Here is a 17,964-nt window from a genome sequence, read left to right as displayed (position 1 = left end):
TTGTCATTCGTAATATGTATTGTAGTTTTAGGATTGTCCTGGGGCTACTCCTCATGACGTCCTAACGGTTCCCTACAATATAAACTTCGTGCTCAGGAAATTGGAATCATTGTCATTCACAATTTCGTTGATGATGTTTTTGTTGGTTTCGGTCATTTTAGTGGTAACTAATGAACGGATTGAGAACGACCTTAACGCATCATGTACCGAAAGTGTACCCTCGGCGCTGTCCTTGCGCCCGGTGAACGGAAATACATCCGGACCGCGCTGGCACTGACTGTTAATGTTTACGCGGCTTACTAAATTCACAAAGGGATCGATCAGTGACGAAATTTCCCTGGCATCATTACTGAAAATACTCACCTGCATACCATGTGGCGAATCTATCTGGTAAGCGATAGGCTCCTCAATATCTTCAAACGGAATTACTGGGATCACCGGTCCAAATTGCTCTTCGCGGTACAGTTTCATGTTTTCATTAACCGGGTAAACTATGGCCGGGAAAAAGAACGAAGCCGATGTTTCACCGCCGTTTTCGTTAATCACTTTTGCGCCGTTGGCTAAAGCGTCATTTACAATATCGGTAAGGTAAGCTGGTTTATGAGGTTCGGGGAGCGGGGTAAGTTTTACGTCCTTTTCCCAGGGCAGTCCGAACTTAAGTTTGGCAACGGCCTCGCTCAATAGTTTTAAAAACTCATCAGCAACGGCTTTATGTACAAATATCACTTTAATAGCAGTACAACGCTGGCCGTTAAATGACAGCGAGCCTAAAATGCACTCGCTCACAGCCTGCTGCAGGTCGGCATGTTTGGTGACTATGGCTGCGTTCTTGGCGTCCAGACTTAAAACAGCTCTTAAGCGATTAATTTTAGGGTGACGCTTTTTCAAATCATTTGCTACTTTGCTTGAGCCAATGAAAGCCAGCACATTCACCTTGCCCGATGACATCAGCCCGGGTGTTACCACTGCGCCCCTGCCATAAATGGTGTTCACCACTCCTTTAGGGAATGATTCCTGGAAAGCTTTTAGCAATGGGTAATGCAATAGTGTGCCGTGTTTAGGCGGTTTAAATAAAATGGTGTTCCCCATAATCAGCGCGGGGATCAGCGTAGTGAAAGTTTCGTTTAACGGGTAATTAAACGGCCCCATGCAAAGCACTACCCCCAGGGGCGAACGACGGATCTGGGCCACCAGCCCCTCGGCCATTTCAAAGCGTGACGACTGACGGTCAATATCTTTTAACGCGTCGATGGTGGCATTGATGTATTCAATAGTACGGTCAAATTCTTTAGCCGAATCAGCGTATGATTTACCTATTTCCCACATCAGCAGTTTTACCACCAGCGTACGTTGTTCGCTCATTTTGTAAATAAAGCGCTCCATACATTTAATACGGTCGGCAATGCTCATGGTGGGCCATTCGCCGCGGCCATTGTCATAGGCTTCAAGCGCGGCATCCAGGGCTTCAAAAGCTTCTTTTTCGGTGCAAACCGGGTAGGTGCCTATCAGCTTCCGGGTAAAAGTACCGTCCTCTGCCCAAAAACCAACAGGTGAGTAAACTTCACTTACTTCGCCGTTCCATGGTTTCATTTCGCCACCGCTCAGATATTCGCGCTGGTGTACTTCTTCAATCTGAAATTCGGGGGGATATTATTTTCATCAATAAAAATTGAACTGAGCTGGGTTTTAAAACTCATATTTTTTCAAGGGTTTGATTTCCCTAAGATAAAAAAAGCCTGCTTTAACAAGCAAGCTTTATGTGTTATAATGTTTACTGATTTTTAATAACCGAAGGCATTATTGATGATCCGATCCGCCTTCGTGAAAGAATTATCCTTTTGAAGGGCCTTTGATTCCCGGTTTCCTGCTTCTTATCAAAATCCTGGTTTAGGGAAATTAACGCCACCTGCGGCAAGCTCTTTAAGCATTTGTTCCTGAAGGTTTATTTTAGCATTGAGGAAATCGGCAGGATCAACCCAAACATTAATGGTAAACCTTACACAATCGTTATCCAGGCTAATAACACCCACGCGCGCGGCCGGGTCATGAAGGATATCTTTATTGGCATTTACTACGCCTGTCATGATGGCCTTCGCCTTTTCTATATCATTGTTATAGCCCACCCGCAATTCAAAATCAAGACGGCGGCGGCCTTCGCGCGTTATGTTTACAATAACTTCATTAAACAGCTTTCCGTTAGGGATAATGACGGTTTTGTTATCTGCAGTAATAAGTACGGTATAAAACATCTGTATAGATACCACCTTGCCATCCTGCCCTTGCGCAACAATGCTGTCATCTATCTCAAAAGGTTTTAATAACAAGATCAGCACACCACCTGCAAAGTTTTGAAATGTGCCCGACAGCGCCAAACCGGCTGCTACCGAAAATGCGCCGATAATGGTAGTGAAAATGCTCATTTCAAGCCCTATGATGTTCATTACCCAAATAATGAGTAAAACATATAAAGCTGTAATGGTTAGGCTTAAGAAAAATGGCTGCAGTGACGAATGGATGCCGCGTTTCATCATACGCATGCGCAGCCTTGCACGCAAAAACTTAATAAACCATAACCCAATAAAAAATATGATTAGTCCACCTACATAATTAGGGCCGCGGTTAATAAGCCAATGGTGGAACTCAATGTAAAATTCGTCCAGTTTCATAACTGGGCGCAAAGTTAATAATTATCTATTAACTGTACAGGGAAACGAAGAGCTCGGGGCCCTTAAACAACACCCACTCAACCAGGGTGCTTTGTATTTGTTTTGTTTTTTGAGATAGACGTTTCATGACCTGCATTATTCAAATCCTGTGCCTGATTAGTGCTGTATCAGATTTGTTATGCAAAATTACGTATTACTACGCCCAGAGGATTTGGAAATTAATCAAATGATTAATAAATGACCGTTGAATTACCTTAGGATGACTATAACGGCCTCTTTTAAAGCACAAAACCCTGTATGCTTTTGCATACAGGGTTTTGAAAGTATATAAGTTTCTATACACCCCTTCAGGGGGCTTGGGGGCTCTTACATCATGCCGCCCATGCCACCGCCACCCATTGGTGGGCCAGCTGGAGCATCTTCAGGATCATCAGCCAATACAACTTCAGTTGTTAATAACATTGAAGCGATTGAAGCAGCGTTCTCTAAAGCTACGCGACCTACTTTAGTTGGGTCGATAACACCGGCAGCAATCAGGTTTTCGTATTTATCGGTACGTGCATTGTAACCAAAGTCGGCAGTGCCTTCTTTTACTTTTTGCACAACGATTGAACCTTCGATACCAGCGTTTTCGCAGATCTGACGTAAAGGCTCTTCGATAGCGCGACGGATGATCTGGATACCAGTGTTTTCGTCTTCGTTATCGCCTTTAAGGTCAGCTAAAGAAGCAACAGCACGGATGAAGGCAACACCACCACCAGCTACGATACCTTCTTCAACAGCGGCACGTGTAGCGTGTAAAGCATCGTCAACACGGTCTTTTTCTCTTTCATTTCAACTTCGGTAGCAGCACCTACGTAAAGTACAGCAACACCGCCAGATAATTTGGCTAAGCGCTCTTGTAATTTTTCGCGGTCGTAGTCAGAAGTTGTTGATTCAATTTGTGATTTGATCTGGCTTACGCGGCCTTTGATCTCTTCTGCAGAACCAGCACCATTGATGATAGTAGTATTATCTTTGTCGATAACGATTTTCTCAGCAGTACCTAAGTAGCTAAGATCAGCGTTTTCTAATTTGTAACCTCTTTCTTCAGAGATCAAAGTACCACCGGTAAGGATAGCGATATCCTCTAACATAGCTTTACGACGGTCGCCGAAACCTGGAGCTTTAACAGCAGCAACTTTCAGTGAACCACGGATTTTGTTAACTACCAAAGTAGCTAAAGCTTCACCGTCAAGATCTTCAGCAATGATCAATAATGGTTTGCCGGTTTGTACTTGTTTTTCAAGGATAGGAAGCAATTCCTTCATCGAAGAGATCTTTTTATCATAGATCAGGATGTAAGGATTTTCCAGTTCAGCTTCCATTTTATCAGCATTGGTTACGAAGTAAGGAGAAAGGTAACCACGGTCAAACTGCATACCTTCTACAGTTTTAACTTCAGTTTCAGTACCTTTTGCTTCTTCAACAGTGATAACACCGTCTTTACCAACTTTTTCCATTGCTTCAGCAATTAACGAACCGATAACCTCGTCGTTATTTGCAGAAATAGAAGCGACTTGTTTGATTTTGTTATTGTCTTCACCAACAGTTTGCGACTGGGTTTTCAGGTTTTCAACAACTGCTGCAACCGCTTTATCGATACCGCGTTTCAAATCCATTGGGTTTGCACCGGCAGCCACGTTTTTAATACCTGCAGTTACAATAGCCTGAGCTAAAACAGTAGCAGTAGTAGTACCATCACCTGCAATATCGGCAGTTTTTGAAGCTACTTCTTTAACCATTTGAGCACCCATGTTTTCAAGGGCGTCTTTTAATTCAATTTCTTTAGCAACAGTAACACCGTCTTTAGTGATGGCTGGTGAGCCAAATTTTTTGTCGATGATTACGTTACGGCCTTTAGGACCTAAGGTTACTTTTACTGCGTTAGCAAGGATATCAACACCGCGTTTCAGGGCGTCGCGTGCTTCAACATTGTATTTAACTTGTTTTGCCATGATGTTTTAATTATTGAATTATTGAATTAGCGAATGAGTGATTTGATTTCGCTTTCAATAATCTATTTTTTTAATTTCTTTGATTTTAAACCAGCGGTTTGAACAGGAATAAATTCACTAATTCAATAACTCACTAATTCACTAATTGGTTAAAGAACTGCGTATATGTCTGATTCACGCATAATTAAGTACTCTTTACCTTCATAGGTAATTTCAGTACCTGCATATTTACCATATAAAACCTGGTCACCAACTTGTACGGTTAAAGGCTCATCAACTTTTCCCTGTCCAACAGCAACGATGGTTCCACGTTGAGGTTTTTCTTTGGCAGTATCAGGAATGAAGATACCTGAAGCGGTTTTCTCTTCGGCTGCTGCAGCTTCCACTACAACCCTATCGCCGATCGGTTTAATGTTTAATGACATAGTTATAACTGTTTATTTTTATTTAAGTTTTTCAGCCCAATATGCAACATCAATTATGCCAAGCGGGTATTATGGCAAGTATTGACAGGCTAAACTGTTTTAATGTCAGCAAAAGGTTATTTGCGTTTTGCGGCTTAACAATTTTTTAACCCGATGGTGTCAGGTTGTCAGTATGACTTAGGGATGACGGTAGGGGGATGATGCTTAAAAAAATGTCATTTCGATAGAGCAGGGGGAGGAGTGCGCGGTAGGGCGAAAGAGAAATCTTTTAGGCTTTGCAGAGCGATAATGTATGATTTATACAAGGCGTATAAGATTTCTCCTCACTCCCACGCGTATTCCCTCACTTGTTCGTCGAAATGACAATCAGTTTTTATTGGTCGGGAGCGATTAAGAAAGAATGTTGTATCTGAACGAGTCTTACGCCGTTTTCCTCACCGCTGATAACTTCTTTACTTCATCCTTAGCTTTTGCAAACCATACTTTATTGCTTTTTCGCTCAACAGGGCTTAACTGCGATTGCTCGTTGAGCATATCCGTGAAAATTTGCCAGGCATCGTCATCGCGGCCGGCACGGGTAAGGAACATGCCGTATTCATAGCGGGGCTCAAAATAGGAGTAACGCCCTTTCATCAGTTTAAATTCATTTTCGGCCAACTCTTCCTGGTAAGTAAGCTCAAGCGATTTGGCATACAGGATGTGCGCTTTTGAGCGGGCAAATTGTGGTAGCTTATAAAGTTTTTTAGCAATAGGAATCACCTCGTTATACTGGCCTTTTTCAAAATAAGCTACAATTAGCTGCGCCATTACGTGCTCGTTTTCGGCAAAGGCACCGGTGAGACTGTTTTGATATATTTCGAGTGCTTTATCGGTAAGCCCGGCGTCCAGATAGGCATCTGCCAGTTTAACACGGTTGGCAAAAGTATCGGTAAACCTTACTTCATCTTCAAGGCGTTTAATTTTGGCCCCGGGGTTTATTACCGCTTCAACATTTAGTTTAGGTGCACGGATACCTCGGTTGGATAGTATTTCGCTGTATATATAATACAAGCAGCCAAATACGGGTATTACTATCAGGATCCAAAGCCATTTTTGCTGGGTGCCGCGCCGCAGGCTGTGAATGATACAAAATGCCTCTAATATCAATATAATATAATAATAATTGCCACCGCCGAAGTACATGCCTGTTTATGATATAAGATTTAGTAATATTCAAAAATAACTAAAATACAGCTGTAAACAAGGGGGTATAGCTGTAAAATGATTTTTTTGCTAATTGTTTGAGTATTGGATAAACGGGATTAATCGGCAGGTAAATAAAAAAGCCACCGGCTATTGTTACCGGTGGCTTTGCGTTAAAATAGCCCTAATTGTCCCTGATCGTCCATGTCGATATCGTCGGGGTTAGTGATCTCAAAATCGATCTTTTTAGGTGGCTTTGGCGACTCTTCAGATTGATCGGCTGGTGTTGCCGGCCCGTCTTCCTGAGAAACTACAGGCTCATCTTCATTTGTATCTGTTGATGCAAGAGTAGCTTCTTCGTTAATGTCGGTTTCGGCAGTTTCCGTTGCCTGGTTAATGCCATCACTTATCAGCTCAACTGATTTTACCGGATGTTGTGAAAGGCGGTTGCCCATGGCTTTCATTCCTTTTACATCAATAACATCTGCTAAATTCAGTTCGAGGGTTTCAGGTGTTTGATCTTTGCCTTTCAAGTGTGTCATGCTGATTACCGGCGCGGTGTGACCGATCAACACCATTTTTGATCCGGCTTCTTCACTGATCAGGCTTATCTGCTTACCAACGGCTATGTTTTCAAAAGAGAAACGCTTAACAAGATAGTTTTTGGATTTGCCTTCAATGTGTACTATCGAGAACACTGCCTGCGGCTCATACTTTTCGATAAGGATCATCTTATCATCAAAGTGGTTGTTAAGATCAAAGCTGCTTAATTCATAAACGCCATTGCTGAGCACGGTGAGAATGCGGTCGTCACCATCAAATTCGCCCAGGTATTTGCCGCGGCCATCTGCGTTCAGGCGCTTCAGGATATCATCATACCAGATCTTACGTCCGGCCAGCGTTGACACACCCTTGCTTTTCAGTATGATTTTTTTAACCGGGTATTTGGTAATGATATTACCCATCGAACCGCGGCCTTTGATAGCTATAGATGCGAAATCCTCATCAAACTGTAGTTTTTTAAGTTTGGAGTGAGGTTTAAGCTGTACGTTCACCACTTCGGCCTCGCCGTTAGGGTTGGCGGTAAAGTACAATACTTTTGAGCCTTTGGTGCCTTTGGTAAGGTCGTATTCCTTATCGCGGGTTACACCCACTACCGAGAATCGTTTGATATAACTGATGCCACTCTCGCCGTCTTTATATATCATATTATAAACGGTGCGTTCGTCATTCTTTTTAAATACGGCAACGTGAATGATGTCCTTACCCACAAAAACCTTGTCCTGCACTTTGGTAATCATACAGCGGCCATCGCCCCTAAAAACAATGATCTCGTCAATGTCTGAACAATCGCCAACGTATTCAACCGAGTCATCTTTCTTCAGGCCAGATCCAATAAAGCCGTCGGCCCTGTTAACATATAGTTTGATATTAGCCAATGCTACCTGTGCAGCTTCAACCTTATCAAAGGTGCGCAGTTCGGTTTTGCGCTCTCTGTCCTTACCATATTTATCCTTCAGTTTTTCGAACCAGGCAATGGTATACTCGGTAAGGTGTTTTAGGTGATGTTTTACCTGTTTTATCTCATTTTCGAGCGCCTTCATTTGCTCATCCGCTTTTTTAACATCAAAGCGGGTGATGCTGCTCATAGGTTTATCTATCAGCTTTTTATAATCTTCGGGCTGTATGGTGCGGTAAAACTGCGGAAAGAAAGGCTCAAACAAGCGGTTCAATACTTCCAATACCACTTCAAAATTGCCCGAGTTTTCGTACTCAGGATTTTTATACATCCCTTCCTGGATAAAGATCTTAAGTAATGAACTGAAGAAGATCTTCTCCATTAAATCCTTCAGCCTGATCTCCAACTCCTGTTTTAGCAGGTCTTTGGTGAAGAATGTGCTTTCGGTAAGCATATCGTTCACGCTCATGAAGCGCGGCTTATCATCCTGTATTACGCAGGTGTTTGGTGATATGGATACCTCGCAATCGGTAAAGGCATAAAGAGCGTCGATGGTTACATCGGGCGAGATGCCCGGAGCCAAGTGAATAATGATCTCTACATCCCTGGCGGTATTATCCTCAATTTTTTTGATCTTGATCTTACCTTTATCGTTGGCCGAGATCACGCTGTCAATTAAACTGCCGGTAGTAGTAGTAAATGGTATTTCGGTAATGGCAAGCGTTTTTTTATCGCGCTCAACAATTTTAGCCCTTACCCTCACTTTACCTCCACGCTGACCTTCATTATATAGTGAAGCATCAGCCATGCCCCTGTCGGAAAATCAGGCATGAGGTTAGGGCGTTCACCTTTTAATACGGCTATGGAAGCATCAATTAACTCAATAAAGTTATGAGGTAAGATTTTGGTAGCCAAACCTACCGCAATACCTTCGGCTCCCTGTGCAAGCAGCAAGGGGAACTTTACCGGCAGAGTAATAGGCTCTTTGTTACGGCCGTCATAGCTGGCCTGCCAAACGGTGGTATCCGGGTTAAAAACAACATCAAGCGCAAATTTTGATAAGCGCGCTTCAATATAACGGGGTGCCGCTGCCGAGTCGCCGGTTACCGGGTCGCCCCAGTTTCCCTGGCAATCAATCAACAGGTTTTTCTGACCAATCTGCACCATCGCGTCACCAATAGAAGCATCACCATGAGGGTGATATTTCATGGTGTTACCTATAACATTGGCGGCTTTGTTAAAACGCCCGTCGTCCATTTCCTTCAACGAATGCAGGATGCGGCGTTGTACGGGTTTTAAACCATCGTTGATATGGGGAACAGCCCGGTCGAGAATTACATAGGATGCATAATCAAGAAACCAATTTTCATATAACCCATCGAGTGAGGCAACGGTGTGGAGTTTTTCTTCATTAGGGTTTGGTGTATCGTTTTGATGCAGATCTTCACTCATTATTCAATAAAAACTTTTGGATTGGTAAAGATACGGATTATGTGCTGATGTGCAGATGAAGTGAGCTACATTTTAATGTCTTGTTAATATTGGTTTATAACAAAATTGTTACGTTTAGGTAGGTTTGCAACAATTACTAATCACGTGCGTAAAAATTATTAATGTAACAAATAATTGATTGATATTGTCGTTAAAGCATAGCGGTTATTTGAATGCGAGAGGGTGTTGATTAATTAATTTGTTTATATATTTACCTATGGTGCTTTAACCAGGTTTTTTTCCTGGCTGCCCCTTAAATGAAAACTATTTTGAAGTTAACCCGGCCCTTATTGCTTATGGCTTTGTTGTTGCTGTGCTTTACAAAAAGCATAGCTCAGATAAGTCCAAGGCCGTTATATGCCCAAAATAATAAGAAACATACAACAGCGAAGGTTAAGCCTGGCTACTCAAAGCTCAAAACAGCAGGTACAGATCAGTTTAAAGAATTTACCAAGCTTTTGGCCCAGGCCAATGTAATTTATACCCCACCCAGGGGGTTTAAAGAGATTCCCGCTCCCAATGATGAGGATTTTTCATTTGATTATGCGTTGCAGTTGCCGGGGCAGGATTTTGAAGTATGGTTCCAGGTAAAATCCCAGAAACAGAATTATACCAGTTATGAGCAGGGGCAATATGATATTGACCGGGAAACCGAAAATCCAGATTCGATATATATAAACATGAGCAGGGCGCACGCCATAGCTTTTACCGGCGAAAGGGATAACTTTATGCGGAGCATACCGGTTAACGTTTTAAACAGATATAAAGCTGATGCCGGTAAGTCATACCTGTTAAACCTGCTCGATTTGCCTGCTACCAAGCATTATAAATACGCGCTGCTTATTGCATTACAGCGTAACCATACCGGCACCATTATGGCTGTTTGTTTTACTAATGATAAAGGCCCCGAGTTTTTTAAAAATGTAGACAGGGCAAGTAATTGCTTGAAGTTTAAGCCGTAGAGAGATACAGAAAAGTAATCTCTCTGCTGTGTCATTTCCTTTATATAATTCCCCAATGTTAATAAGTTGATATTTGCTCTCCGTTAATTCAAGCGGGAAGTTTTATTTTTGCAGTTAGGCGCATTTTTACGCTGTTTAATTTTCTACTTTATATACATGGCAGAACCAGTTAATTATAGTGAAGATAGTATCCGCTCCCTTGATTGGAAGGAGCACATCCGTTTACGCCCCGGTATGTATATTGGTAAACTGGGCGATGGCTCTGCTTATGACGATGGTGTATACGTACTGCTTAAAGAGATCATTGATAACTCGATAGACGAGTTTGTAATGGGATCAGGCCGTACCATTGAGGTGAACATGAGCGACCATAAGGTATCGGTGCGCGATTATGGCCGCGGTATCCCTTTGGGTAAAGTGATCGACTGTGTATCCAAAATAAATACAGGCGGTAAATACGATAGCAAGGCCTTTCAAAAATCGGTAGGTTTAAATGGGGTGGGTACCAAAGCGGTTAACGCGCTTTCCAACTCATTTACAGTGCAATCATATCGTGACGGCCGCACCAAACTGGCCGAGTTTGCCAAAGGTGAACTGATTCGTGATGAGAGTGAAAAAGATACCACCCAGCGGAATGGTACTGCTATCAATTTTATACCCGATGATACCATTTTCAGACATTACCGGTTTATCCCGGAGTTTGTAGAAAGTATGATCTGGAACTACGTGTTCCTGAACGCGGGCCTTACTATCAATTTTAACAATCAAAAGTATTTTTCGGAACGCGGCCTATATGATTTGCTTACCCGTAATACGGATGCTGAAACTTTACGGTATCCAATTATCCACCTTAAGGGCGAAGACATTGAGATAGCCATGACCCACGGTCAGCAATACGGCGAGGAATATTACTCATTTGTTAACGGTCAAAATACTACCCAGGGCGGTACGCACCAGGCCGCCTTCCGCGAGGCGGTAGTAAGAACCGTACGCGAGTTTTATAAAAAAGAGTTTGATGCTTCGGATATCAGGGCTTCAATTGTTGCGGCTATTGCCATAAAAGTTCAGGAGCCGGTTTTTGAATCGCAAACCAAAACCAAGCTGGGCTCACAAAACGTTGGTCCGGATGGTCCGTCTGTGCGTGGTTTTATTAATGATTTTGTTAAAAAGGAGCTTGATAATTATCTGCATAAAAACACAGAAGCTGCTGATGGCTTGCTAAAAAGGATCCTGCAATCAGAACGGGAGCGTAAAGATATTGCAGGTATTAAAAAACTGGCCAACGAGCGTGCAAAAAAAGCATCATTGCATAACCGCAAACTGCGCGACTGCAAAGTGCATTTTGACGATACGCACGAACGTAAACAAGATACCACGTTGTTCATTACCGAAGGTGACTCGGCCAGTGGTTCGATCACTAAATCGCGTGATGTGATGACCCAGGCTGTGTTCAGCTTAAAAGGTAAACCCCTTAACTGCTTTGGCCTAACCAAAAAGGTAGTTTACGAAAACGAAGAATTTAACCTGCTGCAGCATGCCCTGAATATAGAGGACGGCCTTGATGCTTTACGTTACAACAACATTGTAATAGCTACCGATGCCGATGTGGACGGTATGCACATCCGCCTGTTGTTGATGACCTTTTTCCTGCAGTTTTTCCCTGATCTGGTAAAGGCCGGTCACGTTTCCATATTGCAAACACCGTTATTTCGCGTACGAAATAAAAAGGAAACCATTTATTGTTACAGCGATGAGGAACGCCGCAACGCCATAGCTAAATTGGGTAATAAACCCGAGATCACTCGGTTTAAAGGTTTAGGTGAAATTTCGCCCGAAGAATTTGGTTTGTTTATTGGTAAAGACATGCGGCTTGACCCTGTAATATTAAGAGATGCCAATGTAAAGGCGCTCCTCGAATATTTTATGGGCAAAAATACTCCAGCCCGCCAAATGCATATCGTTAATAACCTGAGGGTTGAAAAGGATGATGAAACCATCAACCCAACAATAGCTAAAGAAACTGAAGCTGAGGAAGAGTTGCCAGTGGCTGTATAAACCTTGATTTGCCTGATTAGGGGATTTTCCTGAGTTGTGTAACTTAAGAAAATCCCCTAATTTGTTTCAAGCCAGTGGTCAGTGTTTTCACCATACCGCACGATGTGGGATACGATTGCAATAATTGAAATAGCCGCAAAAGTGGTGCGGTGATAACATATACCACGAGCTCAATTTTTTGTAATGCCCTAATTTTTTGTTTTGATTAGGTGCTTTTTATTTAAAGAAGCCGTCGGAGTTGATATTATAGGCGAGGATTTTAATCGAACCATCTTTTTCTTTTACAAGCCTGATCGATTCAACCGCTTTATATTTGCTGTGTTTGGTGTTGTATGCAAAAACATATTCTGCGGATGGGTTAGTACCCACAACCCTGCGTGTTTCCCATTTGTTTACCGTTGTTGAGTCAAGGTCGCCAAGTTTGTTTTCTGTTGCGGTGTATAACTCAAGTAATTTATCCTTTGTTGTAACCGCCCAAAACTGATTACTGTAAAGCTTAAAGGTGTCGTTGTATTTTTTAGCTTTTATAAGCTCAAAAAGTTTATTCGTTACTTTTTCACCGTCCTTTTTATCTTCTTCCCTGTTTATATAAGTATTGTTAAAGCTGCATCCATTTAAAGTAATAGCGGCTGTTAATAGCATTAAGCAAACAAACTTAAATGATTTAATAAATTGCATGAGCGTGAGTGAGTTTAGATAATGGAATAAATGTAAATAAATCTTTTCAAAATTTTAATCCTGTTAAAATTTCCTTATCTTGTTTCCTCCGATTTTTTAACAAGGGTCGATAATATATGATAAGTCACGAAATTAAAATAGCCTTTGACGAATATGAGTCGCTGGCCGATCTTGATAAAGCCGACAGGCAGCTGTGCCTTGAAGCACAGAAAGCATTAAAAAACTCACATTCTCCATATTCCAAATTCCGTGTTGGGGCTGCACTTCGTTTGCAAAGCGGTAAAATTATTTATGGCAGTAACCAGGAAAATGTAGCCTATCCATCGGGTTTATGTGCCGAGCGGGTGGCATTGTTTAACTGGGGCGCCAATCACCCTGATGATCCTATCGAGGCCATGGCAGTAACGGCACATTCAGATGATTTTCCTATTGTAAAACCAATTACCTCTTGCGGATCATGTTTACAGGTATTAGCTGAATGCGAAAAGCAGCAAAATCAATCAATAAAAATTATATTGCATGCCGAAGATGGACCGGTTTGGATCATCAAAGGCATTGAAAACCAATTGCCGTTTTTATTTTTTGAAGAACGTATAGCTACTCCATAATGAAACTGAAGTTTTTTTCTCTTCATAGGTCTTGCATTTAGCATTGATGTATTGGCCCAACAGGGTTTCCCGTTTGATAATGAGATCAGGGCCTTTAAACATCAGGATAGCCTGAGTTTTCCAAAGCCAGGTGGTATTTTATTTATCGGCAGTTCATCTATCCGTAAGTGGACAGATCTCGAGCAGCGGTATGCCGGCAGGCCTATTATAAGGAGGGGAGTAGGCGGTTGCGAATTATGGCAGATAGCAGATTATTACACGCCTTACATCCTGCTCCCATACAAGCCACGCAAAATTTTTGTTTATGCCGGCGAAAACGATATAGCGGCAGGTAAATCGGCCCAGGCGGTTGCCGCTTCATTTGCAAAGCTGTGGGAACTAATCCATCAGAAATTGCCGGGTGCCGAAGTGTATTTCATGTCGATTAAACCGAGCCCGGTGCGCGCTAAATATTATGATGTGGTTTATGCCGCGAATGAGCTGGTGAAAAGCTATCTGAAAGGTAAACCAAAAAGTTATTATGTCGACCTCGTTCCGGCTACTTACAAGCCGGGTACTACAGCCCCGGATTCAAGTTTGTTTAATAACGATTACCTGCACCTTAATAGCAAAGGTTATGATCAATGGAAAAAGGTACTTGATCCGCTGGTGAAATAAAATAAAAAAAGCCCCGCACCAACGGGGCCTTTACCTACTTACATATTAAACACTAAACTAAAACTTACTTATTTAAAAACGCTGTACACGTTTGTAATTTTCCAGCCGCTGCCGGTGTTGGTAACGGTTACATAGTTGCTGCGGGTAAAAGTGCTGTATTTCATATCAACTTTTACTACGGCAAGGTCATTGTTGCTTTCAACAATTGAAGTGCTGGTAATGCAATCCTGCTCGGTATTTTTATTGGCTTTTAATAAGTCAACTACTTCAGTTTTGGTAAAACTTAATACTTTAGTGCCGCGTAACATGCTGAATTTTGCCGATTGATCTACCACTTCGTTAAAGCCCTGCATTTTGCCGCGGGTCATGGCATCTATATAAGTGTTGATGGCGTAGTTTTTGGTTAAATTATCGCCTTCAATTTTATTTGTTGCTTTTGCTGCAGTGCCTATTACTAATAAGGCTAAGCCAAGCATGATTGATTTTAAGGTTTTCATATTGTTGTTGTTTTTTAGGTTTTTAACTTTTAAATTGTTTTTATACTCATAAGACATTGCTACTATGCATTACGTTACAGCCTCTACAACTAAATATGACGATTTAACAAACATTTAACATTTTCGCATATTTTTTAGTGATGATGATAACAATATGCTATTAAATAATACTTATGGTTGATTTTAATGCCATTATTTTACAGTTTGCCGAACAGGGCGAAAAAACCGGGTGGACCTACATCGAAATTCCCGCCGATGTGGCGCAGGAAATGAAGCCTGGTAATAAAAAATCGTTTCGTGTAAAGGGTAAGCTTGATGAGTTTGAGGTGCGTGGTATGGCCCTGATGCCAATGGGAGAGGGGAATTTTATCATGGCCCTGCGCCGGGAAATCTGTAAAGCAATCCATAAACATCGCGGGGCTATGCTCCGGGTACGGCTTGAACCCGATGATGATTTTAAATACATAGTTCCGGATGACTTGCTGGAGTGCTTTGAATATGAACCTGAAGGCGGCGATTTTTTCAATAGTCTTGCCGAAAGTCACCGGGGGTATTTTATAAAATGGATAGAGAGTGCCAAAACCGAAGCTACCCGCGCTAACCGAATAGCCAGCACTGTTAATGCTATGGTGCGCCGCATGGATTACGGGCAAATGCTGCGGGCCCAAAAAAAGCAAGGGAGTAACTGTGTAGTGTATCAGCTGTAATAAATTTGATGATTAACAATTATTAATGGAAATCCCTTCATTTAAACTTAACGGTCGCATCTGGATAGAAATGGACGAGGAAAAGTACTTGGCCATGGCAGGGTCGAGTTACTTGAGCGGATCCATGCGTCGGGCTCCATCAGGCAGGCCGCGCTGCAAATGAAAATGTCATACAAGCAGGCCTGGGATTTAGTTAACCACATGAACGATGGTTTTAAGCAGCCGCTGGTAATTTCAAAAAGAGGGGGAAAGGGTGGTGGAGTAGCCTTGCTTACACCATTTGGGTTGGAAGTTATTGGGGAGTTTAAAGATCTGCAGCAAAAATTCTCTCAATTTTTAGACAGTAATAGCAAAAAGTAAAAGTTTTTTCTGGGTTTAGTATTGAAAATTAAAAAACGGTATTCGTGGTGGATTGATTTGTCGATCCTATTCTGCATTTTTGCGTTATTTTTTTTAAAATATAACGGGATCGCCATATGATATAAACATTTTGCAGATCTGCATCAATCAAAAAAACTGACATAAGCCATGAAAAAATATACCCTTATATTGCTGCTATTGATAGCCGGTTTAACAACACAGGCGCAAACAAAAGAAGCCGTAGTAAAAATAACCGGAGAAGTAACAAATCCACTAACCATTGGCCCTGCCGAGTTGCAGCAATACAAGCAAACGACAGTTACCCGTAAGGACAAGGACGGAAAAGCCCACATCTATTCGGGCGTAATTGTATCCGAAATACTGACTAAAGCAGGTGTTACCCTGGGCGCCGACTTACATGGTAAAAACCTGGCTAAATATCTTTTAGTTGAAGCCGGTGACGGCTACCAGGTACTTTTTGCCCTTGCCGAGCTGGATAAAGGTTTTACCGACCGCGTGATCATTCTTGCTGATAAAATCGATGGCCAGCCCTTGGCCCCTGCCGATGGGCCGTTCCGCATCATTGTTCAGGATGAAAAGAAACCTGCGCGTTGTATAAAGCACGTTACTGGGATGAAGGTGATGTTTGCGAAATAAATCTTGCGTTGTTAATTCATTCTGTTAGATGGAACATAAAAAAATTAGTGCTGGTTTCCTGAAAACCATTTCATGGTTAAATGAAAATATAATCGATTGGGCAAATGCTGGTCAGCAATATAATATCGATGGGAAACAAACGCAGCTTTACCAATATTCTTATGCTTATAGTTTTGATGGAGCTATAACGTCAGTAGGAGGGGAATATGCCTTTATTTATCAAAAGCTTGGTACAAAAGGCTTATTGCTGAAAAATGGTGATTTGCTAAGAGAAATTAACCGGACATATTATTGTGCGAATGTTTACGAATACCCGGCGGCATTTATAACAATGAATGAAGTGACGTATTTAATTCACTGCCCAGCCGAATATTGCCAGCTCGATTTTGAAAATGTTGAAACCGGTGAAATAGTAACCAATATCTCCGGGCGCAAGCCGGACGATTTCTTTCATTCAAGGCTGGAAGTAAGCCCGTCGGGTAAGTTTTTAATGAGTAAAGGGTGGCATTGGCACCCCTTAGACGATGTTTATATTTTCGATATAGAGGAGTGTATAAAACATCCAATCCTTCTTGATAATTCGAAACTACGTCACTGCTCATCTACGGAACTATGTACTGCAAGTTTTATAGATGACTCCAAGGTACTTATTGGCTCTTCTGATGAATTGATTGACGATGACGATGATCATTTTCCCCCAAAGCATATCGCGATTTGGGATATCAGGACTAATAAGATATCTACACCTGTAAAAGTGGATGGGGAGTTCGGCAATCTATTTGCTATTAGTGATGAATTGGCGTGGGATACATTTGAATATCCAAAGATCATCAATGTCAATACCGGCGAAGTTTTGGAAAAAGCAGAATCGGTTAATAGCGGTAGGCAGCGTTCAAGTATCGTGAACAAAAATGAATTGGCGCAAATTGTATTCAATCGCAAAACTAAACAGCTTGCAATAGCTAACGGTGAAAGTATTGAAATACGTAGCCTATAATAATTATGCAGGAATGTTACAGATAAATTGCTGCTGAATGCTATCTTAGTTCGTTAATTAATTTAAACCTTTCATGATTCCATATAGCCAGGCTGTAGAGCAACTTGAAGAAGAGAAACCTAAAATATACACCCTTAACTCAATCAGGGTAGCAACATTTATATTCGGGCCATTAGCCGCGGGGTATTTGGTATCTCAAAACTACAAAGCGTTTAATGAGAAAGATAAATCAACCACAACCTGGATAATTGCCGTTGTCGCATTGATCGCAATTATTGGCCTGGCTGTTATTACTTCAAGTATAGAGCGGTTTCCAAGGTTTATATTTCCATTGGCTTATGCCTGGGGGACTTTCCTACTTGTACAAAAGTTCCAGGGCGAACAAATGAAGGAACATTTTGCCACCGGAGGTAAAACTTTTACTATATGGCGTGCATTGCTTGCCGGTCTGATTTGTCTAATTGTGACAGTGGCAGCCTTATTTTTGATTCTTTTAGTGATACCTGGCGCTCTTGAAGAATAAAACTCGCCATAGGACGGTCAGCACCAGAGGTGCAAAAGTTGTA

Annotated in this window: 15 protein-coding genes and 2 pseudogenes; 9 read left to right on the top strand and 8 right to left on the bottom strand. The window is 41.9% G+C overall.

Annotated features, from left to right (window positions below; translation table 11 throughout):
- Nucleotides 1–72: 72 nt before the first annotated feature.
- From ACRQ5D_RS05315 to ACRQ5D_RS05290, 6 genes and pseudogenes are all read right to left on the bottom strand, one after another.
- Nucleotides 73–1,590, bottom strand: coding sequence for an NADP-dependent glyceraldehyde-3-phosphate dehydrogenase (locus tag ACRQ5D_RS05315; RefSeq protein WP_431199190.1), 1,518 nt, complete (start codon nt 1,588–1,590; stop codon nt 73–75).
- A 284-nt stretch (nt 1,591–1,874) separates the two neighbouring features.
- Nucleotides 1,875–2,666: a mechanosensitive ion channel family protein gene (locus tag ACRQ5D_RS05310; RefSeq protein WP_091171656.1), complete on the bottom strand. Its 792-nt coding sequence runs from the start codon at nt 2,664–2,666 to the stop codon at nt 1,875–1,877.
- A gap of 366 nt (nt 2,667–3,032) precedes the next feature.
- Nucleotides 3,033–4,663: pseudogene (groL, locus tag ACRQ5D_RS05305) on the bottom strand (chaperonin GroEL).
- Nucleotides 4,664–4,812: 149 nt separating this feature from the next.
- A complete protein-coding gene (gene groES, locus ACRQ5D_RS05300; RefSeq protein WP_090530466.1) occupies nt 4,813–5,088 on the bottom strand; it encodes a co-chaperone GroES in 276 nt (91 codons plus the stop codon).
- 420 nt (nt 5,089–5,508) lie between these two features.
- Nucleotides 5,509–6,270 carry a hypothetical protein gene (locus tag ACRQ5D_RS05295; protein WP_091171660.1) on the bottom strand — a complete coding sequence of 254 codons (762 nt, stop codon included), beginning with the start codon at nt 6,268–6,270 and terminating at the stop codon, nt 5,509–5,511.
- 173 nt (nt 6,271–6,443) lie between these two features.
- A pseudogene (locus ACRQ5D_RS05290) lies at nt 6,444–9,181 on the bottom strand (DNA gyrase/topoisomerase IV subunit A).
- A gap of 296 nt (nt 9,182–9,477) precedes the next feature.
- Between ACRQ5D_RS05290 and ACRQ5D_RS05285 the strand changes: the two are divergent.
- Together ACRQ5D_RS05285 and ACRQ5D_RS05280 are read left to right on the top strand one after the other, a co-directional pair.
- Nucleotides 9,478–10,182: a hypothetical protein gene (locus ACRQ5D_RS05285; protein ID WP_091171664.1), complete on the top strand. Its 705-nt coding sequence runs from the start codon at nt 9,478–9,480 to the stop codon at nt 10,180–10,182.
- 156 nt (nt 10,183–10,338) lie between these two features.
- Nucleotides 10,339–12,237 carry a DNA topoisomerase IV subunit B gene (locus ACRQ5D_RS05280; RefSeq protein WP_090530453.1) on the top strand — a complete coding sequence of 633 codons (1,899 nt, stop codon included), beginning with the start codon at nt 10,339–10,341 and terminating at the stop codon, nt 12,235–12,237.
- Nucleotides 12,238–12,453: 216 nt separating this feature from the next.
- On the opposite strand, the gene ACRQ5D_RS05275 is transcribed toward ACRQ5D_RS05280, so the two are convergent.
- Nucleotides 12,454–12,915 (bottom strand): DUF4019 domain-containing protein, encoded by a 462-nt coding sequence (locus tag ACRQ5D_RS05275; RefSeq protein ID WP_091171666.1) that lies wholly within the window; start codon nt 12,913–12,915, stop codon nt 12,454–12,456.
- Nucleotides 12,916–13,031: 116 nt separating this feature from the next.
- Here ACRQ5D_RS05275 and ACRQ5D_RS05270 point away from each other — a divergent pair, with 116 nt between their 5' ends.
- Nucleotides 13,032–13,523: a cytidine deaminase gene (locus ACRQ5D_RS05270; protein ID WP_091171669.1), complete on the top strand. Its 492-nt coding sequence runs from the start codon at nt 13,032–13,034 to the stop codon at nt 13,521–13,523.
- A gap of 51 nt (nt 13,524–13,574) precedes the next feature.
- Nucleotides 13,575–14,180 (top strand): GDSL-type esterase/lipase family protein, encoded by a 606-nt coding sequence (locus ACRQ5D_RS05265; RefSeq protein WP_431199188.1) that lies wholly within the window; start codon nt 13,575–13,577, stop codon nt 14,178–14,180.
- A gap of 68 nt (nt 14,181–14,248) precedes the next feature.
- Here the strand turns inward: ACRQ5D_RS05265 and ACRQ5D_RS05260 are convergent, their stop codons facing one another.
- The gene (locus ACRQ5D_RS05260) at nt 14,249–14,677 is read right to left on the bottom strand and encodes a nuclear transport factor 2 family protein (protein ID WP_167516316.1); all 429 of its coding nucleotides are present in this window, start codon (nt 14,675–14,677) and stop codon (nt 14,249–14,251) included.
- A 173-nt stretch (nt 14,678–14,850) separates the two neighbouring features.
- Here ACRQ5D_RS05260 and ACRQ5D_RS05255 point away from each other — a divergent pair, with 173 nt between their 5' ends.
- From ACRQ5D_RS05255 to ACRQ5D_RS05235, 5 genes are all read left to right on the top strand, one after another.
- Nucleotides 14,851–15,384, top strand: coding sequence for a YdeI/OmpD-associated family protein (locus tag ACRQ5D_RS05255; protein ID WP_432328520.1), 534 nt, complete (start codon nt 14,851–14,853; stop codon nt 15,382–15,384).
- A gap of 165 nt (nt 15,385–15,549) precedes the next feature.
- On the top strand, nt 15,550–15,744 hold the full coding sequence (locus ACRQ5D_RS05250; RefSeq protein ID WP_432328519.1) for a winged helix-turn-helix domain-containing protein: 195 nt from the start codon (nt 15,550–15,552) through the stop codon (nt 15,742–15,744).
- 168 nt (nt 15,745–15,912) lie between these two features.
- Nucleotides 15,913–16,401, top strand: a complete 489-nt coding sequence (locus ACRQ5D_RS05245) for a molybdopterin-dependent oxidoreductase (RefSeq protein WP_091171677.1) — start codon at nt 15,913–15,915, stop codon at nt 16,399–16,401.
- 28 nt (nt 16,402–16,429) lie between these two features.
- Nucleotides 16,430–17,398 carry a hypothetical protein gene (locus tag ACRQ5D_RS05240; protein WP_091171679.1) on the top strand — a complete coding sequence of 323 codons (969 nt, stop codon included), beginning with the start codon at nt 16,430–16,432 and terminating at the stop codon, nt 17,396–17,398.
- 73 nt (nt 17,399–17,471) lie between these two features.
- Nucleotides 17,472–17,921 carry a hypothetical protein gene (locus tag ACRQ5D_RS05235; RefSeq protein WP_091171681.1) on the top strand — a complete coding sequence of 150 codons (450 nt, stop codon included), beginning with the start codon at nt 17,472–17,474 and terminating at the stop codon, nt 17,919–17,921.
- The last annotated feature ends 43 nt before the right edge of the window (nt 17,922–17,964 follow it).

It is taken from the genome of Mucilaginibacter sp. P25 (assembly GCF_050859465.1).
Lineage (GTDB): Bacteria > Bacteroidota > Bacteroidia > Sphingobacteriales > Sphingobacteriaceae > Mucilaginibacter > Mucilaginibacter gossypii.
Note: the sequence above shows the minus strand (reverse complement) of the source record. Positions and strands in the feature narration are given on the sequence as shown.